The 24,860-nt window shown below is 68.7% G+C and carries 19 protein-coding genes, 1 pseudogene and 1 riboswitch; of the genes and pseudogenes, 6 read left to right on the top strand and 14 right to left on the bottom strand.

Translation table 11 applies throughout. The features are described from left to right. Positions 1 to 897, top strand: a pseudogene (locus DK254_RS02250) (histidine kinase); the annotation flags it as partial. A gap of 67 nt (positions 898 to 964) precedes the next feature. Here the strand turns inward: DK254_RS02250 and DK254_RS02245 are convergent. The 10 genes from DK254_RS02245 to DK254_RS02200 form a co-directional block, all read right to left on the bottom strand. Further along, positions 965 to 2,608 carry a glycosyltransferase family 39 protein gene (locus DK254_RS02245; protein WP_256595778.1) on the bottom strand — a complete coding sequence of 548 codons (1,644 nt, stop codon included), beginning with the start codon at positions 2,606 to 2,608 and terminating at the stop codon, positions 965 to 967. 159 nt (positions 2,609 to 2,767) lie between these two features. After that, positions 2,768 to 3,481 carry a membrane integrity-associated transporter subunit PqiC gene (locus DK254_RS02240; RefSeq protein WP_089389974.1) on the bottom strand — a complete coding sequence of 238 codons (714 nt, stop codon included), beginning with the start codon at positions 3,479 to 3,481 and terminating at the stop codon, positions 2,768 to 2,770. Between the two features lie 155 nt (positions 3,482 to 3,636). Next, positions 3,637 to 5,901 (bottom strand): DNA topoisomerase IV subunit A, encoded by a 2,265-nt coding sequence (gene parC, locus DK254_RS02235; RefSeq protein ID WP_109931909.1) that lies wholly within the window; start codon positions 5,899 to 5,901, stop codon positions 3,637 to 3,639. Between the two features lie 7 nt (positions 5,902 to 5,908). Then, positions 5,909 to 6,433, bottom strand: coding sequence for a TIGR02281 family clan AA aspartic protease (locus DK254_RS02230; RefSeq protein ID WP_089389972.1), 525 nt, complete (start codon positions 6,431 to 6,433; stop codon positions 5,909 to 5,911). Then, positions 6,430 to 7,440, bottom strand: a complete 1,011-nt coding sequence (locus tag DK254_RS02225; RefSeq protein ID WP_109931907.1) for an esterase-like activity of phytase family protein — start codon at positions 7,438 to 7,440, stop codon at positions 6,430 to 6,432. The genes DK254_RS02230 and DK254_RS02225 overlap by 4 nt, the downstream gene beginning before the upstream one ends. Then, complete coding sequence (gene parE / locus DK254_RS02220; RefSeq protein ID WP_089389970.1) at positions 7,440 to 9,338, bottom strand: DNA topoisomerase IV subunit B; 1,899 nt, start codon at positions 9,336 to 9,338, stop codon at positions 7,440 to 7,442. The genes DK254_RS02225 and parE overlap by 1 nt, the downstream gene beginning before the upstream one ends. A gap of 24 nt (positions 9,339 to 9,362) precedes the next feature. Further along, the gene (locus tag DK254_RS02215; RefSeq protein WP_089389969.1) at positions 9,363 to 9,971 is read right to left on the bottom strand and encodes a YqiA/YcfP family alpha/beta fold hydrolase; all 609 of its coding nucleotides are present in this window, start codon (positions 9,969 to 9,971) and stop codon (positions 9,363 to 9,365) included. 48 nt (positions 9,972 to 10,019) lie between these two features. Next, positions 10,020 to 10,832, bottom strand: coding sequence for a 3',5'-cyclic-AMP phosphodiesterase (gene cpdA / locus DK254_RS02210; protein ID WP_089389968.1), 813 nt, complete (start codon positions 10,830 to 10,832; stop codon positions 10,020 to 10,022). 155 nt (positions 10,833 to 10,987) lie between these two features. Next, the gene (locus tag DK254_RS02205) at positions 10,988 to 11,446 is read right to left on the bottom strand and encodes a DUF1249 domain-containing protein (protein WP_009613530.1); all 459 of its coding nucleotides are present in this window, start codon (positions 11,444 to 11,446) and stop codon (positions 10,988 to 10,990) included. Further along, positions 11,437 to 12,054 carry an NUDIX domain-containing protein gene (locus DK254_RS02200; RefSeq protein WP_109931905.1) on the bottom strand — a complete coding sequence of 206 codons (618 nt, stop codon included), beginning with the start codon at positions 12,052 to 12,054 and terminating at the stop codon, positions 11,437 to 11,439. Before DK254_RS02200 ends, DK254_RS02205 begins: the two co-directional genes overlap by 10 nt. A gap of 193 nt (positions 12,055 to 12,247) precedes the next feature. Here DK254_RS02200 and DK254_RS02195 point away from each other — a divergent pair, with 193 nt between their 5' ends. Then, entirely contained in the window at positions 12,248 to 13,003 is a 756-nt protein-coding gene (locus DK254_RS02195) for an RsiV family protein (RefSeq protein ID WP_109931903.1), read from the top strand. Positions 13,004 to 13,596: 593 nt separating this feature from the next. Here DK254_RS02195 and cytX read toward each other — a convergent pair. Both cytX and thiC read right to left on the bottom strand, forming a co-directional pair. Beyond that, positions 13,597 to 14,874, bottom strand: a complete 1,278-nt coding sequence (gene cytX / locus DK254_RS02190; protein ID WP_177412008.1) for a putative hydroxymethylpyrimidine transporter CytX — start codon at positions 14,872 to 14,874, stop codon at positions 13,597 to 13,599. Positions 14,875 to 14,994: 120 nt separating this feature from the next. Then, positions 14,995 to 16,875 (bottom strand): phosphomethylpyrimidine synthase ThiC, encoded by a 1,881-nt coding sequence (thiC, locus tag DK254_RS02185; RefSeq protein WP_109931899.1) that lies wholly within the window; start codon positions 16,873 to 16,875, stop codon positions 14,995 to 14,997. A 112-nt stretch (positions 16,876 to 16,987) separates the two neighbouring features. Beyond that, positions 16,988 to 17,095, bottom strand: a riboswitch (TPP riboswitch). 182 nt (positions 17,096 to 17,277) lie between these two features. On the opposite strand from thiC, the gene DK254_RS02180 reads away from it, so the two are divergent. After that, a complete protein-coding gene (locus DK254_RS02180; protein ID WP_109931897.1) occupies positions 17,278 to 18,738 on the top strand; it encodes a TolC family outer membrane protein in 1,461 nt (486 codons plus the stop codon). Between the two features lie 358 nt (positions 18,739 to 19,096). On the opposite strand, the gene DK254_RS02175 is transcribed toward DK254_RS02180, so the two are convergent. Both DK254_RS02175 and DK254_RS02170 read right to left on the bottom strand, forming a co-directional pair. Next, positions 19,097 to 19,882 carry a class II aldolase/adducin family protein gene (locus DK254_RS02175; RefSeq protein WP_109931895.1) on the bottom strand — a complete coding sequence of 262 codons (786 nt, stop codon included), beginning with the start codon at positions 19,880 to 19,882 and terminating at the stop codon, positions 19,097 to 19,099. 190 nt (positions 19,883 to 20,072) lie between these two features. Continuing rightward, positions 20,073 to 21,116, bottom strand: coding sequence for an ABC transporter substrate-binding protein (locus DK254_RS02170; RefSeq protein ID WP_109931893.1), 1,044 nt, complete (start codon positions 21,114 to 21,116; stop codon positions 20,073 to 20,075). A gap of 341 nt (positions 21,117 to 21,457) precedes the next feature. Between DK254_RS02170 and DK254_RS02165 the strand changes: the two genes are divergently transcribed. The 3 genes from DK254_RS02165 to DK254_RS02155 all read left to right on the top strand — a co-directional run bounded on the left by DK254_RS02165 (position 21,458) and on the right by DK254_RS02155 (position 24,497). After that, positions 21,458 to 21,808 (top strand): cupin domain-containing protein, encoded by a 351-nt coding sequence (locus tag DK254_RS02165; RefSeq protein WP_089389959.1) that lies wholly within the window; start codon positions 21,458 to 21,460, stop codon positions 21,806 to 21,808. Between the two features lie 33 nt (positions 21,809 to 21,841). Continuing rightward, positions 21,842 to 23,794 carry an FAD-dependent oxidoreductase gene (locus DK254_RS02160; protein ID WP_109931891.1) on the top strand — a complete coding sequence of 651 codons (1,953 nt, stop codon included), beginning with the start codon at positions 21,842 to 21,844 and terminating at the stop codon, positions 23,792 to 23,794. Between the two features lie 109 nt (positions 23,795 to 23,903). Then, positions 23,904 to 24,497, top strand: a complete 594-nt coding sequence (locus tag DK254_RS02155) for a helix-turn-helix domain-containing protein (protein WP_109931889.1) — start codon at positions 23,904 to 23,906, stop codon at positions 24,495 to 24,497. Positions 24,498 to 24,860: the final 363 nt, after the last annotated feature.

Genomic DNA, 24,860 nt, shown 5'->3' with positions numbered 1-24,860 from the left:
CCGGAGAAGCCGCCGGCCCCGGAACCTGCGCCCGCCCCCGCGCCCCGCAAGGCAGCGCCGAAGGCCGCCGCACCGGCGCCGGCGAAGCCCGCGAAAGACCCCGTCGAGAAGGACGCAGAGGGCGAAACCGTCGGCGAGCCGGACGACAAGCGCGAACCCCGCCTCGACCTGCCGCGCGACGAGCATGAGTTCGACGAGAACATCTTCGCCGAGGACGAACTGCACGAAGAAGCGCCCCTGGCCGCAGAGGAATTTTCCGAGGACTTCGCCGAAGAAGCTGACGAGGCCGAGGAAACCGCCGAGGAAGAACCCGAGCCGGTGCTGCCCAACCCCTGCGCCGTGCTGGCCGTGCAGCTGGGCAACCAGGAGCAGCTGCGGCGCCTGCCGCGCAGCCGCCTGGTGGACCTGCTGGAACGCTACCGCGACTGCCTGGAGCAGGCCGCGCGCCTGTACAAGGGCCAGCTGTTCACCCTCAGCGACGGCGGCAGCCTGATCCTCTTCCACGCCCGCGACGACGACGACTACCTCACCCACGCCCTGTGCTGCGGCGAGCTGATGCGCGCCCTCGGCCACGCCCTGCAGATCGAGGTGGTGGACAGCGGCATCACCCTGCAACTGCAACTGGGCCTGACCCAGGGCGACGAACTGGCGGAACTGGCCCAGGCCGAACTGCTGCAGGAAAGCGCCGTGCAGAACGCCCTGAACCTCAGCCAGCACAGCCGCAACCTGCTGTTGATCGAGCGTGTCATCGCCGAGGACGAGCAGGTGCGCCAACGCGCCCGCGTCCGCGCCATCGCCAACCCGGCCGAGGCCAGTTGCGTGGAATGGCTGAAGGAACCCTACCCGTCGATGCTGGAACGCCAGCTCACCCGCATGCGCGCCCTGCGCACCTCCTGAGCCGAAGGCCGGCCGCCCCGCGGGGTGGCCGGCCTTGCAGCCCTCCAGCCCTACCCCACCCCGCCCTTCATTCGTGCGCCTGCTGCGCTGCGGGCAGGTACAGCAGCACATGGGGCTCATGGTCGAAATCCGCCGCTACCAGGGGCTTCAGGCCAGCCACTGACGACGCCCGCAAGGCATCCCGGCGCGCGGCCGACATCACCAGGTAGAGCGGACCCTGCAGCCCCTGCAGTTGGCTGTCCTGGTCGATGAAGCCCGGCGCCAGGTCGTGGTCGAGGTTGACCAGGTACTTGATCGCCTTGGCGTCCCTGCCCAGGCCGACGAAAACCACCGGCGCCGGCCTGGCGGCCATGGCCGCGTCGGCAGCCAGGGCGAAGGCGCGCGTGCCGTACAGCCCGCGCTCCATGGGCTCGAAGGCGAGGATGTAGGCCGCCCACAGCGCCAGCACGGCGCAGCCGGCCAGCCCCGGCGCCCGTAGCCGCGGGTGGCGCAGCATCCACAGGGCAGAGCCCTGCAGGACCAGCAACAAGGCCAGGGTGCCGTACAGGGCGAGGTGATAGCCCTGCAAGTGCCCGCCCAGTCGCCGCCAGGCGAATGCCAGGGCCAGCGCCAGCACCCCGGGCAGGATTGCCCAGAGGGCCTGCATGACCCAGCGCAACGCCGAAGCCAGGCGGCTGCCTGCCACCTGGAAGGGGTAGGCGGCGACTATCGCCAGGTAGGGCGCCGCCGCCAGGATGTAGCGGGCCTTCTTGGCCTGGGGCACGGACAGGCCGAGCATCACCAGCAGCGCAGCCAGGACACAGGCCAGCAGCAGGGTCCGGGTGCCCTCGTCTTCACCCCGCCCGCATGCGCCGGGCAGCAGCAACAGCGCCGGCAGCGCCAGGGGGAAGGCCAGGGCGTAATTGCCGGGCGCACTAAGGAAGTAGTAGAAGGGCGAGCTGGCCCCGGCGCTGCCGTCGAGACGGCCGATGACCTGCATCTGCAGCACTTCCCGGACGAAGCCGGGGCCGCCGCTCAGCCGGGCCGCGCCCAGCAGCGCCAGGCAGGCGAGCACCAGCAGGGCCGCGGCGAACGGGCCGAAGACCAGCAGCCGGCGCCAATCCCGCGCCGCCAACCAAAAGGCGCAGACCGCCGCGGCGGGAATCACCAGGCCCAGCGGGCCGCGGACCAGGAAGCCACCCAGCAGCAGCGCCCCCAGCCGCGCCAGCAAGGGCGGCAGCGGGCGCCCGTGGTCGCGCCGGGCGAGGTAGAAGGCGCCCAGGGCCAGGGCCGAGACCATCTGGTCCAGCGACACCGCGCGGGTCTCGCTGACGAAAGTCGCGGTGAGCAGCAACAGCGCCACGGCGGACAGCGCCCAGCGCTGCGAGGTCGGCTCCAGCAGGCGGTACACCAGGGCCACCACGGCCGCCGCGGCCAGCGCCGAGGGCAGCCAGGCGCCCAGGCTGTCGACGCGGCCGAAAGGCAGCGACAGCAGGTAGATCAGCAACGTCGAAGTGCCCGGGTAGTCCGGGTAGGGTTCGCCGTAGGTGGTGGGGAACAGGCTCGGCCCGTGGCGCAGCATCTCCTGGGCGAACAGCACGAAGCGCGAGTCGAAACCGATGATCGCCCGCCCCTTGGCCTGGGCGCAGAACAGCAGCAGGGCGAGCAGCCCCAGCAGCCAGGCGCGGGCGGCCGGGCCCAGGCTGGCCAGCCTGGAGGGCAAGGGCGACAAGGAGATGGACGGTGGCAAGGACCTACCCCCGCCGGGCGCCAACCGAAGGGATTCCGATCAACGGCGCCGGCAGAACCGCAGCCTTGTTAGCACCGTCATGGTCAAGAATTCGTCAACGAAGAGCGGCCCGCGGGCAGGACACCCGCGGGCCGTCGGCGATCAGAAGCGGAAGACTTCGGCGTTGTTGTGGATGGGCACCACCAACGGCATCTTCGGCCCTTCTTCCTTGGGCTTGGCGGCCTGTTCGGCGGCCGCGGCCGGCTTGCGTGGCGCCGCCGGCTGCTCGGCGGCCACCGCCACCGGGCGCACGTCCTGGGCCAGTTGCCCGGCCAGGCGGCGCAGCAGTTCGCTCTGCGCGCGGACCTGATCCTGCAGGCTGCCGTCGTGCTTTTCCTCTTCATGGAACACGCGGCTGTCGCGCAGCGCGCCCTTCTGGTCGAGCAGGCGCCAGCGCGCATCCAGCACCGCCGGCTCCTTCGGACCGGAATCCAGGCGACTGATGGTCAGCATCACCTGCACCTGCGGGGTGAACCCCGGCTGCTCCGGGAACAGCGCCAGGCGGGTGGTGTCCAGGCTGCTGGACAACTGGCGCACCAGCAACTGGCTGACGTTGGTTTCCAGGCTGCCAGCCCAGCGCGCCTCGGTGGACAGGTTGAGGATGCCATCGGCCTGGCGCTGGACCATGGACTCACGTTGCAGGTAGTCGGCCAGTTGCACCGGCCCGAGCAGTACGGCGATACCGTTGTCGCGGGTGGGCACCGGGGTCGCCCCGGCGTCCAGTTGGTACAGCTGGGTCGGTCGATTCACCGTACAGCCCGCCAGCCCGAGGAGGCCGACGAGGGAAAGACATGCGAGGACGCGCAGGGCGCTCATCGTGCAATCACCGTTAATTCGCCGAAGATCGGCGTCACTTGCTACAAAAAACCACTAACCAAAACGACAATGGAGCCAAGGCGCCCGTGTCAAAGGGACCTATCATCCCTTAACCGGCGCCATAGCTCCAGAGGCAGAGTGTATCGCAGAGCGTTTCAGTCCTGAGACAGCGACTCGACCAGCAGTGCATCGACCCGCTGGAAGCCACGCGGCAGCTTGTTGCCACGCCGGCCGCGCTCACCCTTGTAGTGCTCCAGGTCGTCGCCGCGCAACGACAGGGTGCGCTTGCCGGCCTGCAGCACGAGGGTCGCCCCCGGCGGCAGAACTGCCAGGTCGGTCAGGTATTCCTCGCGGCTGGCCACGCGCTCGCCCGGTACGCTGATGATCTTGTTGCCCTTGCCCTTGGCCAGTTGCGGCAGGTCGGAGACCTTGAACAGCAGCAGGCGGCCCTCGGTGGTCACCGCCGCCAGCCAGTCCTGCTCGACGTCGGCCACCGGCCGCGGGGCCATCACCTGCGCGCCGTTGGGCAGGCTGAGCAGGGCCTTGCCGGCCTTGTTCTTGGCCTGCATGTCCTCGCCCTTGACCACGAAGCCATAGCCGGCGTCCGAGGCCAGCACGTACAGGGCGCTGTCCTCGGGCAGCAGCACGCGCTCGAAGCTGGCGCCCGGCGGCGGCGTCAGGCGGCCGGTCAGCGGCTCGCCCTGGCCACGCGCCGACGGCAGGCTGTGGGCCGCCAGCGAGTAGCTGCGCCCGGTGGAGTCGATGAACACCGCGTACTGGTTCGAACGCCCGGGCGCGGCGGCCTTGAAGGTGTCGCCGGCCTTGTACGAAAGCCCTTCGGCGTCGATGTCGTGGCCCTTGGCGCAGCGCACCCAGCCCTTGTCGGAGAGCACCACGGTGACCGGCTCGGTGGGCATCAGTTCGGTTTCCGAGAGGGCCTTGGCCTCGGCGCGCTCGACGATCGGCGAGCGGCGGTCGTCGCCATAGGCCTCGGCGTCGGCGATCAGCTCGTCGCGCACCAGCTTGCGCAGCTTGGCGTTGGAACCGAGGATCGCCAGCAGCTTGGCGCGTTCCTTGGCCAGCTCTTCCTGCTCGCCGCGGATCTTCATCTCTTCCAGGCGCGCCAGCTGGCGCAGGCGGGTGTCGAGGATGTAGTCGGCCTGCACGTCGGTGAGGGCGAAGCGCTCCATCAGCACCGGCTTGGGCTGCTCCTCGGTGCGGATGATGTGGATCACCTCGTCGAGGTTGAGGAAGGCGATCAGCAGGCCTTCCAACAGGTGCAGGCGCTTCTCCACCTTGTCCAGGCGGAACTGCAGGCGACGGCGCACGGTGTCGGTGCGGTAGGTCAGCCACTCGGTCAGCAGCTGGCGCAGGTCCTTGACCTGCGGCTTGCCGTCCAGGCCGATGACGTTGAGGTTCACCCGGTAGGAGCTTTCCAGGTCGGTGGTGGCGAACAGGTGGGTCATCAGCTCGTCGGCGTCCACGCGGTTGGAACGCGGGATGATGACGATGCGGGTGGGGTGCTCGTGGTCCGACTCGTCGCGCAGGTCGGCGACCATCGGCAGCTTCTTGGCCTGCATCTGCGCGGCGATCTGCTCCAGCACCTTGGCCCCGGAGACCTGGTGCGGCAGCGCGGTGACCACGATGTCGCCGTCCTCGACGCGGTACACGGCGCGCATGCGCACCGAGCCGCGGCCGGTTTCGTAGATCTTCTGCAGGTCGGCGCGCGGGGTGATGATCTCCGCCTCGGTGGGGAAGTCCGGGCCCTGCACGTGCTCGAGCAGTTCGCCGACGCCGGCGTCCGGCTGGTCGAGCAGGCGCACGCAGGCCGCGGCCACTTCGCGCAGGTTGTGCGGCGGCACGTCGGTGGCCATGCCCACGGCGATGCCGGTGGTGCCGTTGAGCAGCAGGTTGGGCAGCCGCGCCGGCAGCACCGCCGGCTCCTCCAGGGTGCCGTCGAAGTTCGGCACCCAGTCCGCGGTGCCCTGGCCCAGCTCGGAGAGCAGGGTCTCGGCGTAGCGCGACAGGCGCGCCTCGGTGTAGCGCATGGCGGCGAAGGACTTGGGATCGTCCGGCGCGCCCCAGTTGCCCTGGCCGTCCACCAGCGGGTAGCGGTAGGAGAACGGCTGGGCCATCAGCACCATGGCCTCGTAGCAGGCCGAGTCGCCGTGGGGGTGGTATTTACCCAGCACGTCACCGACGGTGCGCGCCGACTTCTTGTGCTTGGAGTCGGCGTCCAGGCCCAGCTCGCTCATGGCGTAGACGATGCGCCGCTGCACGGGCTTGAGGCCGTCGCCGATGTGCGGCAGGGCGCGGTCCATGATCACGTACATGGAGTAGTTCAGGTAGGCCTGTTCGGTGAACTCGGCGAGGGAGCGGCGCTCCACGCCTTCCAGGCTCAGATCGAGGGTTTCGCTCATGCGTGCCTCACGGGGAAGTGTTCTGGCGCAGCACCAGGGTGCCGTCGCGCTGGGAGAATTCGAGTTGTCTGAGGGCGCTCATGCCGAGCAGCACCTCGTTGCCGCCCATGCCCGGGGCGATGATCGCCGGCACGTCGCGCAGCAGGATGTCGCCAAGCTCCAGGCGCTGCAGGCGCGTGCGCCAGCCCCGGGTGCGGCCGTTGGCGGTGTCCAGGTCGATGGGCGCGCCACGCTGCAGCTGCAGGCGCAGGGCCAGTGCTTCCGGCACGGCCACGGCGCTGGCGCCGGTGTCCAGCAGGAAGGTCGCCGGCGTACCGTCGATCAGCCCGTCGAACACGTAGTGGCCCTGGCGGTTGCCCAGCAGGCGCAGTTCCACGTAGCCGTCGCCGTGCAGCGACTGCGGCTGGACGTTGGGGTTGTGCTGGCGCTTTTCCCACAGGCCGAAGAAGTGCGTGGCCAGGCCGATGCCGGCCAGCCAGGCGAGCAGCATCATGGCCTTGCCGAGGCGGCGTCCGGGTTGTGCTTCGCTCATTTGCCACCCAGCCAGCCCTCCGCCGGGGCGGCGAAGCGCAACACGTAGGGCCGCGCATCGCCGTCGGCGCGCGCCGCATCGCCGTTGTCCAGGCCGATCCAGGCGCCCTTGTCGTCGATCACCAGGGCCTCGGCCACGCCATAGGGCAAGGCGTAGCGGCGCTGCGGGGCCAGGGCGCCGTCGGCGAACGACCAGCAGCGCTCGGCGGCGCCGCTGTCGGCGTTGCGCCGGCAGACCTGGTGGACCAGGCGTTCCAGGGTGAACAGCTTGCCCTGGTACAGCGCCAGGTCGGAGAAGTCCAGGGCCAGCGGCTTGTCGCTTTCCAGCTGTGGCGGCGGCAGCGCCGTGCCGCCCTCGCTGAGCAGCACGCAGGCGCCGTCGCATTTCCAGCTGCCGTTGTCGTTGCGCAGGCGCAGCAGGCCGCGGCGCTGGCGTTCGGCGGCGAGCCACAGGCGCTTGCCGTCGGCGTCGATGGCCAGGCCTTCGTAGTAGGCGTTGTTGACCATCAGCAGGCCGCTGGCGCGCGCCTGGCGCAGCAGAGTCGGCGGCAGCTCCAGCCATTGCGCGGCGCCGGCCTCCGGCACCCGCAGAACGCCGGCATAGGCCTCGCTGACCAGGTAGCGGTTGCCCTTTGCATCGCAGCTGACGCCTTCGAAATCCAGGGCGCCACCGCGCACCAGGCCGTACAGCCAGGTGCGCGCGCGGGCGCCCCAGGACAGGCCGCTGTCGGGCAGCCCGGGCACGCTGAAGGTCTCGGCGCGGGCGTGCCAGACGCTGCCCGGGGCTTCGTCCGGGCGCAGGCCGTAGAGGCGGTCGTCGTCGCGGTCGGATACCGTCCACAGCTCGCCGCCGCACAGCGCCAGCCCCGACAGGTTGCCGCCGGGCATGCCTTCCACCGCGTGCTCGGAAAGGAACTGCAGGGCCGGCCCCTGCCCCACCGCGGGTGCGTCCGCCAGGGCCTGGGCGCAGCCGAGCACGGCCGCCAGGGCGGCCAGGAAGCGGCGCATCAGGCCAGGACCTCGGCCAGGTTGCCCTTGGTCTCCAGCCAGGACTTGCGGTCGCCGGCGCGCTTCTTGGCCAGCAGCATGTCCATGATCTCGACGGTGCCCTCGGCGTCTTCCAGGGTCAGCTGCACCAGGCGCCGGGTGTTCGGGTCCATGGTGGTTTCGCGCAGCTGCGGCGGGTTCATCTCGCCCAGGCCCTTGAAGCGGGTGACCTGCGGCTTGCCGCGGCGCTTCTCGGCCAGCAGCCGGTCGAGGATGCCGTCGCGCTCGGCATCGTCGAGGGCGTAGAAGACTTCCTTGCCCAGGTCGATGCGGTACAGCGGCGGCATGGCCACGTAGACGTGCCCGGCTTCCACCAGCGGGCGGAAGTGGCGGACGAACAGCGCGCACAGCAGGGTGGCGATGTGCAGGCCGTCGGAGTCGGCGTCGGCGAGGATGCAGATCTTGCCGTAGCGCAGCTGGGTCAGGTCGGCGGCGCCCGGGTCGACGCCGATGGCCACGGCGATGTCGTGCACTTCCTGGCTGGCCAGGACTTCGCCGCCGTCCACTTCCCAGGTGTTCAGGATCTTCCCGCGCAGCGGCATGATCGCCTGGAACTCCTTGTCCCGCGCCTGCTTGGCCGAACCGCCGGCGGAGTCGCCCTCCACCAGGAAGAGTTCGGCGCGCATCGGGTCCTGGCCGGCGCAGTCGGCCAGCTTGCCAGGCAGCGCCGGGCCCTGGGTGATTTTCTTGCGCTCGACCTTCTTGCCCGCCTTGAGGCGGCGGCCGGCGTTGCTGATGGCCAGTTCGGCCAGCTGCAGGCCCAGCTCGGGGTTGGCGTTGAGCCACAGGCTGAAGGCGTCCTTGACCACCCCGGAGACGAAGGCCGCGGCCTCGCGGGAGGACAGGCGCTCCTTGGTCTGCCCGGAGAACTGCGGCTCCTGCAGCTTCATCGAGAGGACGAAGGCGATGCGCTCCCAGACGTCTTCCGGCGCCAGCTTCACGCCGCGCGGCAGCAGGTTGCGGAACTCGCAGAACTCGCGCATGGCGTCGAGCAGGCCCTGGCGCAGGCCGTTGACGTGGGTGCCGCCCTGGGCCGTGGGGATCAGGTTGACGTAGCTTTCCTGCAGCGACTCGCCGCCCTCGGGCAGCCACAGCAGGGCCCAGTCCACCGCCTCCTTGCTGCCGGCCAGGGTGCCGCAGAAGGGCTCTTCCGGCAGGCGCGGCAGCTCGGACACCGAGTCGGCCAGGTAGGAACGCAGGCCGTCCTCGTAGTGCCATTCGACGCGCTCGCCGCTGCTCTTGTCCTCGAAGCTGACCAGCAGCCCCGGGCAGAGCACGGCCTTGGCCTTGAGCACGTGCTTCAGGCGGCTGACGGAGAACTTCGGCGAGTCGAAATACTTCGGGTCGGGCCAGAAGCGCACGGTGGTACCGGTGTTGCGCTTGCCGACGCTGCCGACGACTTCCAGGTCGCTGGCCTTGAAGCCGTCGGCGAAGGTCATGCGGTATTCGTTGGCGTCACGCTTGACGCGCACTTCCACCTGGGTGGAAAGCGCGTTCACCACCGAGATGCCCACGCCGTGCAGGCCGCCGGAGAACTGGTAGTTCTTGTTGGAGAACTTGCCGCCGGCGTGCAGCTTGGTGAGGATCAGCTCGACCCCCGGCACGCCCTCTTCGGGGTGGATGTCCACCGGCATGCCGCGGCCGTCGTCGATCACTTCCAGCGAGTTGTCCTCGTGGAGGATCACCTGCACGCTCTTCGCGTGGCCGGCCAGGGCCTCGTCCACGGAGTTGTCGATGACTTCCTGGGCCAGGTGGTTGGGCCGCGTGGTGTCGGTGTACATGCCCGGGCGCTTGCGCACCGGATCGAGGCCGGAGAGGACTTCGATGGCTTCTGCGGTATAGGCGTTCTGCTGGGCCATGGGGTCCCTTTTCAGTCAGCAAATTCAGTCGAAAGTGGAGAAATCGAGGTCGTGCCAGCGGCTCGCCGGCACCCCGGCGAAGGCCAGCAGCGCCGGCAGCCAGCGAGCGAAGCCCTGGAAGCTGTGGTCACCGCCGGCCTCGATGCGCAAGGCACAGGCCCGGTAGAACACCGCGGCCACCTTGTAGTCGAGGGTTTCGTCGCCGGTCTGCAGCCACACCTGGTAGCGCGCCGCATCGACCGGCGGCGGCACTTCGAGTTCCGCCAGGGCGTCGACGTGTTCCTGGGTCAGCACCCACTCCTCGCCGCTGTAATGGTTCTTCTGCGGCCCCAGGTAGCCGTCGAAACGGCCGTGGGGCAGCACCGCCGGGTTGATCAGCAGGGCCTTGAGGCCATGCCGCTCGGCAAGATGGGTCGCATAGTAGCCGCCCAGGGAACTGCCGACCAGCAAGGGCCGGTCGAGCTCGCCGATGGCCGCCTCGAGCTGGGCCATGGCCTGGCGCGGGTGGTGGTGCAGCTCGGGCACCCGCAGGTGCGCCTGCAAGCCCAGGCGGCCCATGACGGCCATCAGCTGGCGGGCCTTCTGCGAGGCCGGGGAACTGTTGAAGCCGTGGATATAGAGGATGTCGGTCATGGTGCGGGAGGCTACAAGCAGCGAGCCGCTGCCTGCAAGCCGCACGCGTCAGTAGCCCTGGACGCTGTAGTCCACCTGGAAATCGATGCCGGTGACCCGCGACACGCCGGTCTGCACGCCGCCATCGGGCAGCAGGCGCAGCCAGCGGTAGCCCGGCGCCAGGCTGTCCACGCCGAAGTCCTCGCTGCCCGGGGCGAACTGCACGCAGGTGGAAGGCGATGCCAGCAGGCGCACGTCGCCGCGCAGGCGGTCGATCTCCTGGTGCACGTGGCCCCAGAGCAGGCAGCGCACCTGGCGGTGGCGGTCGAGCACGGCGAACAGGTCCTGCGGGTTGCGGATGCCGATGCGGTCCATCCACTGGCTGCCGATGCTCACCGGGTGATGGTGGAAGGCCACCAGCACGTGGCGCTCGCGCGCGCCGTGCAGGGCCTCGTCCAGCAGGGCGAGCTGCTCGGCGGACACCTGCCCGGGCACCGCGCCGGGAATGGTGGAGTCGAGCAGGACGATGCGCCAGGCGCCCAGGTCGAGCACCGGGTCGAGCCGGTCGCTGTCGGCGCAGACTTCGCGCATGGGCGCCAGCTCGTCGTGGTTGCCGGGGAACCAGCGGCTCGGCGCCTGGATGCTGGAACAGATATCCAGGAAACGTCGGTACGATTCCACGGAACCGTCCTGCGAGATATCACCAGTCGCCAGGACCAGGTCGACCTGCGGCTGCTCCTCGAGAACCCGCTTCACCACCTGCTTCAGGCTGTCCGCAGTATCCATGCCAAGGAGTCGGCCATCATGCTCGGCGAACAGATGGCTGTCGGAGAGCTGCACCAGCAGCACCGGCTCATTTGAGGAAAATTCTTTCGCAGGCAATGCGCCTTCTCCTGTCAGGCGAGGCGTCGTCGTTGAAGGAAGTATGGTGACAGCCCCGGTGCCGGGCAAACCGGGAAAGAGTCACAGTTCACAGTAAGCTCGCCGTCGGCCAGACGAACGACATTCTATCATGGCGCAGTGCCACTACCCATGTTTCAGCGCTGCAGCACCGGCTCCAGCTCGTGGCCGCAGGCCAGGCAATGGCTCAGCCACTCGCCGAGGAAGAGGTTGAGCTGGCTCTTCTCGTCCGGCTGGTGCATGGCCTGGTTCGGATAAGGGTAGATGGCCAGCAGGCGGCGCGCCTGCTCGGCACCAACCACTTCGGCCATGCGCGCGTCATGGTAGACGCGCACTTCCAGGCGCGGCGCGGGCAGCCAGGGCAGGCCCAGCTCCTGGCGCACCTGCAGGGTGGTGGTGTAGGGGCAGGCCTCGATCACCTCCAGGGCCAGCACGCCGAGCAGGCGTTCGCCCTCGCTCAGCGCCACGCGGCGTTGCGACTGCACCTCGCGCATGTCCGGCAGCAACCGCATCAGGCGCAGGTAGTTGGCCTCGCAGGTGGCCTGCAGCCCGGCGAGGTCGACGCGGTAGCGCTCGCGCAGCAGGTTCACACCCATAGCCCACGGACCTCGGCACGGTTCAGCGCCAGCCATTGCAGGGCGAGCATGCTCGCGGCGTTGTTGACGCGCCCGTCGCGCACGGCCTGCAGGGCATCTTCCAGGGCCAGCACGTGGACGCGGATGTCCTCGCCCTCCTCCTCCAGGCCATGGATGCCCGAGGCCAGGCTGCTGTCGCAACGGCCGACGAACAGGTGCACCAGCTCGTTGCTGCCGCCCGGCGAAGGCAGGTACTGGCTGATCGGCCAGAGCGCGCCGAGCTGCAGGCCGGCTTCTTCCACGGCCTCGCGGCGAGCGACTTCCTCGGGCTCCTCGTCCTTGTCGATCAAGCCTGCGACCAGCTCCAGCAGCCAGGGGTTGACCCCAGCCTCCATGGCGCCGACGCGGAACTGCTCGATCAGCACCACCTCGTCGCGGTGCGGGTCGTAGGGCAGCACGCAGACGGCATCGTGGCGGACGAACAGCTCGCGGCTGATCAGCGGCCCCATGTCGCCGGCGAACTGGCGATGACGCAGGTGCAGACGCTCGATGCGATAGAAGCCGCGGAAGCATTCCTCGCGCCGAGTGATCTCCACATCGTCCGGGCCCGCCTTGAAGATATCCGCCATCCCACACACTCGCTGATCGGTTGAACTTCGCGCCATCCTAGCGCGACGCCGTGCCCCGTGCAGCCTCTTTCCGCCACCGCCCGGCGGGGAGCCGCGCGACACTGCTACACTCGGCGGCGCGGCGAACCCGGCGCGGCTTCGCCGCTCCAAGCCGCGCGGCCGATCGCCGCCGGACACGCAAAGAAGGACTCCCATGCATTTTCTGAAAACCCTTGCCGCCGCGGGCCTGCTGCTGGCGCTCGGCGGCTGCCAGAGCCTCTTCGGCCCGGGCCTGGGCGACCCGCTGAGCGCCCGCCACACCACCTTCGAACACCTGCAGCCGGGCTGCCAGGGCGAGCAGTGCCCGCTGTTCAACCTGGACACACTGGGCTTCGACGGCGAACCCGCGCTCGACGCCGCCATCGAGCAGCAGCTACTCGAACTCACCCGGGAAACCCCGGACGACCCGCGCCCGGCCAGCCTCGCCGGCTACGAGCGGGATTTCCTGGCCAGCGCCAAGCCGGGCTGGAGCAGCTACCTGCAGGCGAAGATACGCGAGCAGCATGACGGCCTGGTGATCCTCGAACTGTCCAGCTACGTCTTCACCGGTGGAGAGTATGGCCGCCCGGGCCGCGCCTTCATCAACTACGACCGCCGCCTGCACAAGGTGCTGACGCTGCAGGACGTGCTGCTGCCCGGCCAGGAACAGGCGTTCTGGGACACCGCGCGCCTGGCCCACCAGGCCTGGGTGGTGCAGAACAAGCTGGTGGAGCAGGACGCGAACTTCCTCAGGGACTGGCCGTTCCAGAAGACCCCGCACTTCGCCCTGACCTTTGGCGCGCTGACGCTGAAGTACGACATCGACCGCATCGCCCCGCACTCGGTCGGGCACCCGGAGCTGAAGATTCCCTATCCGCGGCTCAATGGGATCGTGAAGCCCTACTATTTCCCGGGGCGTGGGGCGCAGTAGCCGGGCGCCCAATCGCGGACGGAGTCCGCTCCTACGGCAGTGCCTCCCTGGAACCGTAGGAGCGGGCCCTGCCCGCGAATCGCGCGCAGGGCGCGCTCCTACAGATGGGGCAACGGTGGTGGGGTAGACGCGAATGGCGTTCACCGGCATGAGCACGAAGCTCGGCGTCAACCTGTAGGGCGCATAACGCCCAAGGCGTTATCCGCCGCCGTCGTCGGGCACCGGCGCTCCGGCCAACGGCGGATAACCGCGAACGGTTATACGCCCTACGGGAAACGCCGTGCCTCATTGCAGACTGTAGGACCTTGTCCGCGAACGGCGCTCACCGGCGGCACCGTGCTTCGGGTTGATGCCGTCCCCTCTCCCCAACCCTCTCCCGCAAGCGGGAGAGGGGGCAGTCCGGCATGAACGCGAAGCTCGGCGTCAACCTGTAGGGCGCATAACGCCCAAGGCGTTATCCGCCGCCGTCGTCGGGCATCGGTGCTCCGGCCAACGGCGGATAACCGCGAACGGTTATTCGCCCTACGGGAAACGCCGTACCTCATTGCAGACTGTAGGAGCGGACCTTGTCCGCGATCCGGCCGGCAGGCCGGTCAGCCCCTGGCGCCGAGGCGCCCCAGCAGCAGTTGCAGCACCCCGGCCACCAGCAGCGCCGGCAGGGTGGCGCCCAGGTCCGGCGCGTAGTTGGCCAGCAGGTGGTAGGTGACCACGCCACCGGCCCAGGCCAGCAGCGAGCCCCAGCGCAGGCCTGGGCGAATCTCGGCGGCGGCGCGGCGGCGCAGCAGGAAGTGGTCCACCAGCACCACGCCGAACAGCGGCGCGAACACCGAGCCGATCAGCAGCAGGAAGTTCTGGTACTGCGCCAGCGGCGCGAACCAGGCGATCAGGGTGCAGAGCACGCCGATGATCAACGCCAGGTGCTCGACCTTCAGCGGCACCAGGATGCCGCTTGAGACCGCCGCCGAGTGGATGTCGGCGAAGGCCTTCTCCGACTCGTCGAGCAGGATCAGCAGCAGCGGGATGCCCATGCCGGCGCCGGCCAGGGCCAGCAGCAGGGCGTTGGCGTCGCTGCCCTGGGCGAACGCCAGGGTGTAGGCCACGCCCAGGCCCATCAGCCAGAAGCAGCCGATGAAGAAGCCCAGGGCGGCGCCGCCGAATACCTGCCCGGCGTGCTTGCCGAAGCGCGAGTAGTCGGCGATCAGCGGCAGCCAGGACAGCGGCATGGCGATGGCGATGTCGAAGCCCACCGCCAGCGGCAGCGAGCCGTCGCCGCCGCGGGCCCAGATGGCCGCGAGGTCCGCACGGCGCAGCAGGTCCCAGGTCAGCCAGACGCAGGCCGCCAGCAGCAGCCAGATGCCCCACTTGCGCAGCACGCGGCGAACGAAGGCCAGCGGCCCGCTGACCGCCAGCAGGGTGGCCAGGGCGCCGAACACCAGGGTCCACAGGGCTGGGCTGGTCCACAGGCTGCCCTCGCCGAAGGCACGCGCGGCCAGCAGGCTGGCGGCGTCGCGCATGACGATCACCTCGAAGGCGCCCCAGCCCACCAGCTGCAGCAGGTTGAGCACGGCCGGCAGCGCCGCGCCGTGGCCACCGAGGCTGAGCTTGAGCGAAGCCATGGCGGCCAGCCCGGTGTCGCTGCCGATCACCCCGGCGGCGGCCAGCAGCAGCACGCCGACCAGGGTGCCGAGGAAGATCGCCAGCAGCGAGCCGGCCAGGCCCAGGCCGGGCGCCAGCAGCGCGCCGGTCTGCAGCACCATCAGGCCGATGCCGAGGGAGAACCACAGGGAAAACAGGTCACGCAGGCCGAGCACGCGCTGGGCGGCGCCAACGGCGATGGCCGGGGAATAATTGGTCGTAGGGAAACTGGTCACGATGGATGCAAGGCTCAAGGGAAAAATTGGCTACAGGCGGCAGGCTACAGGCCACAGGCGGTGCCAGGCGAGCGCTTCGCTCCTGCCTGCAGCCTGCCGCCTGAAGCCTGCCGCCATTCTTCAGACCTGTTTGTAGATCACCGAACCTTCATCCTTGAAGCGCGCGGCCTGTTCCTGGAAGCCGGCCTCGATGGCCTTCTGCTCGTCGGTCAGGCCGTTCTCCTTGGCGTAGTCGCGGACTTCCTGGGTGATCTTCATGGAGCAGAACTTCGGCCCGCACATGGAGCAGAAGTGCGCGACCTTGGCCGAGTCCTTCGGCAGCGTCTCGTCATGGAAGGCACGGGCGGTGTCCGGGTCCAGGCCGAGGTTGAACTGGTCTTCCCAGCGGAACTCGAAGCGCGCCTTGGACAGGGCGTTGTCGCGGATCTGCGCGCCCGGGTGGCCTTTTGCGAGATCGGCAGCATGCGCGGCGATCTTGTAGGTGATGATGCCGGTCTTCACGTCGTCCTTGTTCGGCAGGCCCAGGTGCTCCTTGGGCGTGACGTAGCAGAGCATGGCGCAGCCGAACCAGCCGATCATCGCCGCGCCTATGCCCGAGGTGATGTGGTCGTAGCCGGGGGCGATGTCGGTGGTCAGCGGGCCGAGGGTGTAGAACGGCGCCTCGTCGCAGCATTCCAGCTGCTTGTCCATGTTCTCCTTGATCAGGTGCATGGGCACGTGGCCGGGGCCCTCGATCAGCACCTGCACGTCGTGCTTCCAGGCGATGCGGGTCAGCTCGCCGAGGGTTTCCAGTTCGCCGAACTGGGCGGCGTCGTTGGCGTCGGCCACCGAGCCCGGGCGCAGGCCGTCGCCCAGCGAGAAGCTGACGTCGTAGGCCTTCATGATCTCGCAGATGTCCTCGAAGTGCGTATAGAGGAAGTTCTCCTGGTGGTGCGCCAGGCACCACTTGGCCATGATCGAGCCGCCGCGGGAGACGATGCCGGTGACGCGCTTTGCAGTCAGCGGCACGTAGCGCAGCAGCACGCCGGCGTGGATGGTGAAGTAGTCCACGCCCTGCTCGGCCTGTTCGATCAGGGTGTCGCGGAAGATTTCCCAGGTCAGGTCCTCGGCGATGCCATTGACCTTCTCCAGCGCCTGGTAGATGGGCACGGTGCCGATCGGCACCGGGCTGTTGCGCAGGATCCACTCGCGGGTCTCGTGGATGTGCTTGCCGGTGGACAGGTCCATCACGGTGTCGGCGCCCCAGCGGATGCCCCAGGTGAGCTTCTCCACCTCTTCCTCGATCGAGGAGCCCAGCGCGCTGTTGCCGATGTTGCCGTTGATCTTCACCAGGAAGTTGCGGCCGATGATCATCGGCTCGAGTTCCGTGTGGTTGATGTTCGCCGGGATGATGGCGCGGCCGCGGGCCACTTCGTCACGCACGAACTCGGCGGTGATCTCCTGCGGGATGCTGGCGCCGAAGCTCTGCCCCGGGTGCTGCGCGTCGAGCAGGCCAGCGGCACGGGCTTCCTGCAGCTTCATGTTCTCGCGGATGGCGATGTATTCCATCTCCGGGGTGATGATGCCCTGGCGCGCGTAGTGCATCTGCGTGACGTTGCGCCCGGCCTTGGCCCGGCGCGGGGTGCGCACGTGGGCGAAGCGCAGGGCGTCGAGGCTGGCGTCGGCCAGGCGCGCCTTGCCGAACTCGGAGGTCAGCCCGGGGAGGATCTCGGTGTCGCCACGCTCGTCGATCCAGCGCGAACGCACGTCGGGCAGGCCCTTGCGCAGGTCGATGCGTACGGCCGGGTCGGTGTAGGGGCCGGAAGTGTCGTAGACGTACACCGGCGGGTTCTTCTCGCCGCCGAAGGCAGTGGGCGTGTCGGCCAGGGAAATTTCCCGCACCGGTACGCGGATGTCCGGGCGCGAGCCGGTCAGGTAGACCTTGCGCGAGTTGGGGAAGGGCTGCGCCGATTGGCGGTCGAGCTGTTCAAGGCGGGTGACGTTGTTCTTCTGGGTGCTCATCCTGGCTCTCCTGGGTTGATTGTCGGGAGAACCTGGGTGACGCGGGAGCCGCAAGGCACTGCGGAGAAAGGACGCGTCCGGGAAGGGCTGGGGCCGGCCGGAAAGGCACTGGGGACGCGGACTTCTTGTTCCCTACGCGGGTGCTAACCCGATCAGGTTCAACGGGATCCGGAACTATCCGATCTCAGCCCCTCGCAATGGGGCACCCCGACAAGAACGTCCGCAGTCTAAACAAGAGTTCGGTGCTTGGCCAATGCCGCCGGGCCGAAAGTATCCGAAGCGACTTCGCGGTCACACACCGGCAACTACACTCCTGCAACGAATTGCCCCAAGATGGCGCCTTGACCGCCAATCGGGGCGACCGTAGCCTTGCCCCACCCGCACACTTTCTAGGACGAACGAATGCTGCGCAGACTCTCCCTGGCTGTCGCCGTGGCCGCCTCCACAGGTTTCGTCTGGGCAGCCCAGCCCACGTCGAGCGTCGCTCCACTGCCGAGCAAGACCGACCTGATCAACGTCTACAAGGATGCCGTAGACAACAACGCCGACCTCGCCGCCGCCCAGGCCGACTACCTGGCGCGCAAGGAAGTCGTGCCCCAGGCCCGCTCCGGCCTGCTGCCGCAGATCAACGCCGGCGGCAGCCTGGGCAACACCCGCACCTCGCTGGACACGCCGGACGCCACCCTCAACCGCAGCAGCCAGCTGGTCCAGGCCAGCCTCAGCCAGCCGCTGTTCCGCGCCGACCGCTGGTTCCAGCTCAAGGCCGCGGAAAACATCAGCGAACAGGCCCAGCTGGAATTCTCCGCCACCCAGCAGCGGCTGATACTGCAGACCGCCGAGACCTACTTCGGCGTGCTCCGCGCCCAGGACAACCTGGCCGCCAGCAAGGCCGAGGAAGCGGCCTTCAAGCGCCAGCTCGACCAGTCCAACGAACGCTTCGACGTCGGCCTGTCGGACAAGACCGACGTGCTCGAATCCCAGGCCGGCTACGACACCTCGCGGGCCAACCGCATCGTCGCCGAGCAGGCCGTGGAAGATGCCTTCCAGGCCCTGGTGACGCTCACCAACCGCGACTACAGCGGCATCGAGGGCATCCTCCACTCGCTGCCGGTGGTGGTGCCCACGCCCAACGACGCCAAGGCCTGGGTGGACACCTCGGTGCAGCAGAACATCGCCCTGCAGGCCAGCAACTTCGCGGTCACCGCCGCCGAGGAAACGCTGCGCCAGCGCAAGGCCGGGCACCTGCCGACCGTGGACGCGGTGGTGCAGTACCAGAAGGGCGACAACGACGCCCTGGGCTTCACCAACAGCGGTACCGGCCCCACCTATGGCAAGTGGGTGGACCAGACCAGCGTCGGCGTGCAGCTGAACATCCCGATCTACAGCGGCGGCCTGACCAGCTCCCAGGTGCGCGAGTCGTACCAGCGCCTGAACCAGAGCGAGCAACTGCGCGAAAGCCAGCGCCGCCAGGTGGTGCAGGACGCGCGCAACCAGCACCGCGCGGTGAACACCGACGTGGAGACGGTGAAGGCGCGGCGCCAGGCGATCATCTCCAACCAGAGCTCGCTGGAAGCCACCGAGATCGGCTACCAGGTCGGCACCCGCAACATCGTCGACGTGCTCGACGCCCAGCGCCAGCTGTACAGCGCCGTGCGCGACTACAACAACGCGCGCTACGACTACATCCTCGACAACCTGCGCCTGAAGCAGACCGCCGGCACCCTCAGCCCGGCCGACCTGCAGGCCCTGGGCACCTACCTCAAGGCCGACTACAACCCGGACAAGGACTTCCTCCCGCCGGACCTGGCCAAGGCCGCCGAGCAGCAGCTGGAAAGCAGCAGCAAGGCACGGACCCAGCAATGAACGACAAGCCCGGCGAAAGCCGGGCTTGTTGTTTGCGGAGCGGACTCCGCCCGCGATAACCGGATGCCCCAACGCCGTGCCCATGTAGGAGCGCGCCCTGCGCGCGAAATCGCGGGCAGGGCCCGCTCCTACAGGTTGCTGGGAGGCACGGTATGCCTCCCCCGTAGGAGCGGACCTTGTCCGCGATAGCCGGAGGTTCCGGCGCGGATCGCGGATGAGATCCGCTCCTACACCGCCCCACCCACGTCATTTCCATGCAGGGGCGCAGGGCGGGGTTGCGGACCGCTCGAGGTCGACCTTGGCGTGGACACCGGCACGGTCAGGCGGCGTATAACCGCGAACGGTTATACGCCCTACGTCAGTTCCTGTAGTCCGGCGCGGTGCGCTCGAGCATGCGCAGCAGCGCCTCCCAGGCCAGGTCGTAGCCATCCGGGTCGCTCAGCTCGCCCTCGGCCTGCGGCCGCGCCGGTTCGTTGAACTGGCGCTCGGTGCGCCGGCACACCGCGTCCGGCGGGATCACCAGCTCGCCGCCAGCCTGGGCGGCGACCTGGATGTCGCAGGCCTTCTCCAGGTAGTACATGCGCAGGAACGCCTGCTTCACGCTCTCGCCCACGGTCAGCAGGCCGTGGTTGCGCAGGATCATCCCCAGGTGGTCGCCGAGGTCGCGCACCAGGCGCTGCTGCTCGTCGAAGGACAGGGCGATGCCTTCGTAGTCGTGGTAGCCCAGGCGCCCGTAGAACTCCATCGACATCTGGTTCAGCGGCAACAGCCCCCCGGCCTGGGAGGCCACCGCGCAGCCGGCGCGGGTGTGGGTGTGCAGCACGCACCGGGCATCCTCGCGGGCGGCATGGATGGCGCTGTGGATGACGAAGCCGGCCGGGTTGACCTTGTAGCGCGTCGGCTCCACCGGATTGCCGTCCAGGTCGATCTTCACCAGGCTGGAGGCGGTGATCTCGTCGAACATCAGCCCATAGGGATTGATCAGGAAATGATGCTGCGGCCCGGGCAGGCGCAGGGAGATGTGGGTGAAGATCAGGTCGCTCATGCGGAAATGGGCGATCAGCCGATAGCAGGCGGCCAGCTCCTCGCGCAGCTTCCACTCTTCGGCGGAGCAGGTTTCACGGGAGGGCATCGGGATGGTCATGCCGGGGTTCCTCTTGTTGTTCGGGCTACAGGGAAGAGCATGTGCGGAGCTCTTCGTAGGAGCGAACTTGCTCGCGAACCGGGCAGGCACGGTGCCGGGTTTGGTTCGCGAGCAAGCTCGCTCCTACAGGGGGACCGGCTCTTCGCTCTTGCCTGCAGCTTGTAGCTTGTAGCTTGCAGCCGCTCCTGACCTATTGCGCCGCCCAAGCGTTGAAGCGCTCCTCCAGCTCCTCGCCATGGTCGGCCCAGAACTCGTCGTCCATGGCCAGGCCCACCTTGATGTTCGCCGGCGCGGTCGGTACCCAGCGCGCCAGGTCCTGCGGCAGGCGTTCGGCGGCCTGCTTGTTGGTGGGGCCGTAGGGGATGTTGTGCACGTAGTCCACCTGGGCGTCGGCCTGGTTGGCGAAGGCGATGAAGCGCTTGGCCAGGTCGACGTGCTGCGAGCCCTTGATGATCGCCCAGTAGTCCATGCCGTACAGCGCGCCCGGCCAGACCAGGTCGAGGTTGCGCCCGCTCTTGTGGGCGTCGGCGATGCGCCCGGTGTAGCTGGTGGTCATCACCACGTCGCCGGCGGCGAGCCACTGCGGCGGCTGGGCGCCGGCCTCCCACCACTGGATCGACGGCTTGATCTGGTCGAGCTTGGCGAAGGCGCGGTCGACGCCCGCCTTGGTGGAGAGCACCTTGTACACGTCCGCCGGCGCGACGCCGTCGGCCATCAGGGCGAACTCCAGGTTGTACACCGCGCGCTTGCGCATTCCGCGCTTGCCGGGGAATTTCTGCAGGTCCCAGAAGTCCTGCCAGCCGCTGGGGGCGGTCTTCAGCTTGTCGGCGTCGTAGGCAATGGCCACGCCCCAGACCAGCGCAGCCGAACCGCACTCCTTGGCGGCGTTGGGCACCAGTTGGTCGGCGCCGCCCAGTTGCTTCCAGTCCAGCGGCACGAACATGCCCAGGTCGCAGTTGCGCGCCAGGTCCGGGCCCTCGATCTGCACCACGTCCCAGTCGGCGTGGCCGGTGTCGGTCATCACCTTGATGCGCGCCATCTCGCCGTTGTACTCGGCCTGGGTCAGGCGCGCCCCGCTGGCCTTGGCGAAGGGCTGGAAGAAGGCCAGGTCCTGGGCCTTCTGCCCGGTGCCGCCATAGCCGACCACGACCATGGAATCCTGCGCCTGGGCGCTGCCGAGACCGAGTCCCAGGAGCAGCAGCAGGGGTTGCAAAGCGTTCTTGCGCGAAATCATCGAGCGGACCCTCTGTGAATGCGAACCGTGGCCACCGCGGTGGCACGGCGGAGGTGGGTTGGGCGTACCGGAACAACTCGCGGATGGCAGCTGGCAGTCAGAGGCGAAGGGGCGCTGCGGCGTGGGGCAGCCGGCGCGGGAAGACACCGTGGAGCACGGTTCATGCGCATCTCCTCTTGTAGTTGTTGTGGAGTACGTCGCTGGGCATGCCCCGTCGGCGACGGGGCATGGACACGAAACTACCCAGTCATTTTTAAAAAAACAAGTTGATTTTTTACTGAAGGTAAATTTCCATGGCGTTACTTGGATAACAACAAAACCCAGCGCCAGGAGTCCCCACCGTGCCCGACGTCATCCACTTCCAGCAGTCCGCCCTGCAGTTCCAGCCCTACGCCGGCCAGCCGCCGGAGCGCGCGGCCATCTGCCGCCTGATCGGCCCGGCCGACAGCCAGACCATGGGCGCCGGCCTGGCCCGCTTCGACGGCTGTTCCATCGAATGGACGGTGCTCTACGACGAACTGATCGTGGTGCTGGAAGGCCACTTCCGCCTGCGCCTGGGCGAGCGCGTCATCGAGGCCGCGCCGGGCGACGTGATCTGGGTGCCCGAGCGCACGCCCCTGGCCTACGAAGGCGAGAAGGCCTGCGTGTTCTACGCCCTCTACCCGGTCGACTGGCAGGCCCGCAACGCCTGACCTCCCGCAGAACGACAAGAAAGGACGAAGTCCGTGACGAATGCCTTCCCGCACCTGTTCAGCCCGCTGGAAATCCGTGGCAAGCGCCTGAAGAACCGCATCATGTCCACCGGGCACGACACCTCGATGCCCACCGACAACCTGGTCAACGACCAACTGGTGGCCTACCACCAGGCCCGCGCCAAGGGCGGCGTGGGGCTGATCGTGATGCAGGTGGCGGGGGTGCACGACAGCGCCCGCTACACCTCCCACGTGCTGATGGCCACCGACGACGAATGCATCCCCGGCTACCGCCGCGTCGCCGAGGCCTGCCACGCCGAGGGCACCGTGGTGCTGTCGCAGATCTTCCACCCCGGGCGCGAGATCATGGAGTCCAGCGACGGCCTGCTGGCGGTGGCCTACTCCGCCTCGGCCTCGCCCAACGAGCGCTTCCGGGTGATGCCGCGCGAGCTGGACCAGCGCATGATCGACGAGATAGTCGCCGGCTACGCCGCCGCCGCGCGGCGCCTGCACCAGGCCGGGCTGGACGGCGTGGAAGTGGTGGCCAGCCACGGCTACCTGCCGGCGCAGTTCCTCAACCCGCGGGTGAACCAGCGCAAGGACGGCTACAACGGCGACCTCGACGCGCGCCTGCGCTTCACCCGCGAAGTGGTCGCCGCCGTGCGCGCAGCCACCGCCGAGGACTTCATCGTCGGCCTGCGCATTTCCGCCGACGAACGCGACCCCGAGGGCCTCACCGAGGACGAATCGCTGCAGGCCGTGCGGGCGCTGCAGGGCGAGCTGGACTACGTGCACATAGTCGCCGGCACCTCCGCCTCCCTCGGCGGCGCCATCCACATCGTCCCGCCGATGGCCATCGAGGCCGCCTACCTGGCCAGCAACGCCGCGACCTTCAAGGCGCGCCTGGACATCCCGCTGTTCGTCACCGGGCGCATCAACCAGCCGCAGGAAGCCGAGCTGATCATCGCCCGCGGCCAGGCCGACGTGTGCGGCATGACCCGCGCACTGATCTGCGACCCGCAGATGCCGAGCAAGACCGAGAGCGGCCACGTCGAGGACGTGCGCGCCTGCATCGCCTGCAACCAGGCGTGCATCGGCCACTTCCACCGCGGCTACCCGATCTCCTGCATCCAGCACCCGGAAACCGGCCGCGAGCTGCAGTACGGGCGCATCGAGCCGGCCGTGCAGCGCAAGCGCGTGCTGGTGGCCGGCGGTGGCCCGGCGGGCATGAAGGCCGCGGCGGTGGCGGCCCAGCGCGGCCATGAGGTGATCCTCTGCGAAGCCGGCGCGCAGCTCGGCGGCCAGGTCAACCTGGCGCAACTGCTGCCGCGCCGCGCCGAGTTCGGCGGCGCCTCCACCAACCTGCAGCGCGAGATGCAACTGGCCGGCGTGGAAGTGCGCCGCAACACCCGCGTCGACCGCGCCCTGGTGGAAGCCGAGAAACCCGACCTGGTGATAGTCGCCACCGGCGCCAGGCCCTACTGGCCGCCGTTCGAGCGCGGCGGCGAACTGCAGGTGGTGGACGCCTGGCAGGTGCTGCGCGGCGAAGTGCAGGTCGGCCGCTCGGTGCTGGTCACCGACTGGCGCTGCGACTGGATCGCCCCCGGCATCGCCGAGCAACTGGTACGCGCCGGCCACCAGGTGCGCCTGGCGGTGAACGGCACACACGCCGGCGAGAACCTGCCGCTGTACGTGCGCGACCACCTGGCCGGCGAGCTGCACCGCCTGGGCATCGAGATCACCCCCTACGCGCGGCTGTACGGCTGCGACGACAGCAGCGTCTACCTGCAGCACAGCGCCAGCGGCGAACCGATGATCTTCGAAGACATCGACACCCTCGTGCTGTGCCAGGGCCACCAGCCGGTGGACGACCTCGCCGCGGAACTGGAAGGCCTGGTGGAATTCCGCCGCATCGGCGACTGCCTGGCGCCGCGCACAGCCGAAGAAGCCATCTACGAAGGCCTCAAGGCAGCCTGGGCGATATAGGGGCGGCGGCAGGCGACAGGCTGCAGGCTTCAGGCAAAAGCAAGAGCCGCTTCAGCCTGCCGCCTGAAGCCTGTAGCCTGTAGCCGTTTTTCTCCAGGACCTTTGCCGCATGAGCCCGAAAGCCCCGCAGGAAGCCCCCGCCAGCCCCGAAGCGCAATTCCTCGGCACGCGCATCCGCGGCCTGCGCAAGCGGCGCGGCATGACACTGGCCGAGCTGGCCGAGCAGAGCAAGCTCACCGCCGGCTACATCAGCCAGCTGGAGCGCAACCTGGCCTACCCGTCGATCCCGGCACTGTTCAACATCGCCCGCAGCCTGGGGGTGACCATCCAGTGGTTCTTCGCCAGCGAAGTGCAGGCCGACCCGGCCGACGCCGGCTATGTGGTGCGGCGCAACGCCCGCACCAGCGTGCACTACGAGGACGGCATCGTCGACGAACTGCTCAGCCCGCAGCCCAGCCGCCAGCTGGAGATCCTCCACTCGCGCTTCCCGCCGGGCACCTACAGCCAGCAGAGCTACAGCCACGACGGCGAGGAAGCCGGCTACCTGCTCAGCGGCACCTTCGAGCTGTGGGTGGGCGAGCGCCACTTCCAGCTGAACGAAGGCGACAGCTTCAGCTACTCCAGCCAGGAGCCACACCGCTACGGCAACCCGGGAGACGTGGATGCGGTGGTGCTCTGGGTGATCACGCCGCCGACGTTCTGACACGGCGCCTTTCTGCAGGAGCGAGCTTGCTCGCGAACGGAGTTTCCCGGTCATGGCGGTGCATGAGGTCACCACCGTCCCCTCTCCCCAGCCCTCTCCCTGAAGGGAGAGGGGGCTAGTCCGTGCCGAGAGACGTGATGGTTTCAGCTGGAAACCTTCGGTGTTGCCGGCTAACTCCAGAACACCCAGCTCTGCCCAACGGTCCCCTCTCCCTTCAGGGAGAGGGTTAGGGAGAGGGCGCTCTTCGGGGCAGACACCATTCGCGAGCAAGAACTAGGCGTCCCCCTCGCTCCTATGAAACGCTTCCCACCCGCGACCGATAGCCGCGCGCCAGGCGATCCGCTAGTCTCAGCGCAGAGACAC

Source organism: Pseudomonas sp. RW407 (genome assembly GCF_003176655.1).
Taxonomy (GTDB): Bacteria; Pseudomonadota; Gammaproteobacteria; order Pseudomonadales; family Pseudomonadaceae; genus Pseudomonas; species Pseudomonas delhiensis.
The sequence above is the reverse complement of the archived record's forward strand: the minus strand, read 5'-3'. Positions and strand labels throughout refer to the sequence as shown.

Coding starts and splice junctions, on each gene's coding strand:
- parC (WP_109931909.1), bottom strand. CDS start 5,901: ATGAGCGAAACCCTCGATCTGAGCCTGGAAGGCGTGGAGCGCCGCTCC.
- DK254_RS02230 (WP_089389972.1), bottom strand. CDS start 6,433: ATGAGCGAAGCACAACCCGGACGCCGCCTCGGCAAGGCCATGATGCTG.
- DK254_RS02175 (WP_109931895.1), bottom strand. CDS start 19,882: ATGACCATCCCGATGCCCTCCCGTGAAACCTGCTCCGCCGAAGAGTGG.
- thiC (WP_109931899.1), bottom strand. CDS start 16,875: ATGAGCACCCAGAAGAACAACGTCACCCGCCTTGAACAGCTCGACCGC.
- DK254_RS02170 (WP_109931893.1), bottom strand. CDS start 21,116: ATGATTTCGCGCAAGAACGCTTTGCAACCCCTGCTGCTGCTCCTGGGA.
- DK254_RS02225 (WP_109931907.1), bottom strand. CDS start 7,440: ATGCGCCGCTTCCTGGCCGCCCTGGCGGCCGTGCTCGGCTGCGCCCAG.
- DK254_RS02215 (WP_089389969.1), bottom strand. CDS start 9,971: ATGACCGACATCCTCTATATCCACGGCTTCAACAGTTCCCCGGCCTCG.
- DK254_RS02205 (WP_009613530.1), bottom strand. CDS start 11,446: ATGGGTGTGAACCTGCTGCGCGAGCGCTACCGCGTCGACCTCGCCGGG.
- parE (WP_089389970.1), bottom strand. CDS start 9,338: ATGGCCCAGCAGAACGCCTATACCGCAGAAGCCATCGAAGTCCTCTCC.
- DK254_RS02200 (WP_109931905.1), bottom strand. CDS start 12,054: ATGGCGGATATCTTCAAGGCGGGCCCGGACGATGTGGAGATCACTCGG.
- DK254_RS02180 (WP_109931897.1), top strand. CDS start 17,278: ATGCTGCGCAGACTCTCCCTGGCTGTCGCCGTGGCCGCCTCCACAGGT.
- DK254_RS02195 (WP_109931903.1), top strand. CDS start 12,248: ATGCATTTTCTGAAAACCCTTGCCGCCGCGGGCCTGCTGCTGGCGCTC.
- DK254_RS02155 (WP_109931889.1), top strand. CDS start 23,904: ATGAGCCCGAAAGCCCCGCAGGAAGCCCCCGCCAGCCCCGAAGCGCAA.
- DK254_RS02240 (WP_089389974.1), bottom strand. CDS start 3,481: ATGAGCGCCCTGCGCGTCCTCGCATGTCTTTCCCTCGTCGGCCTCCTC.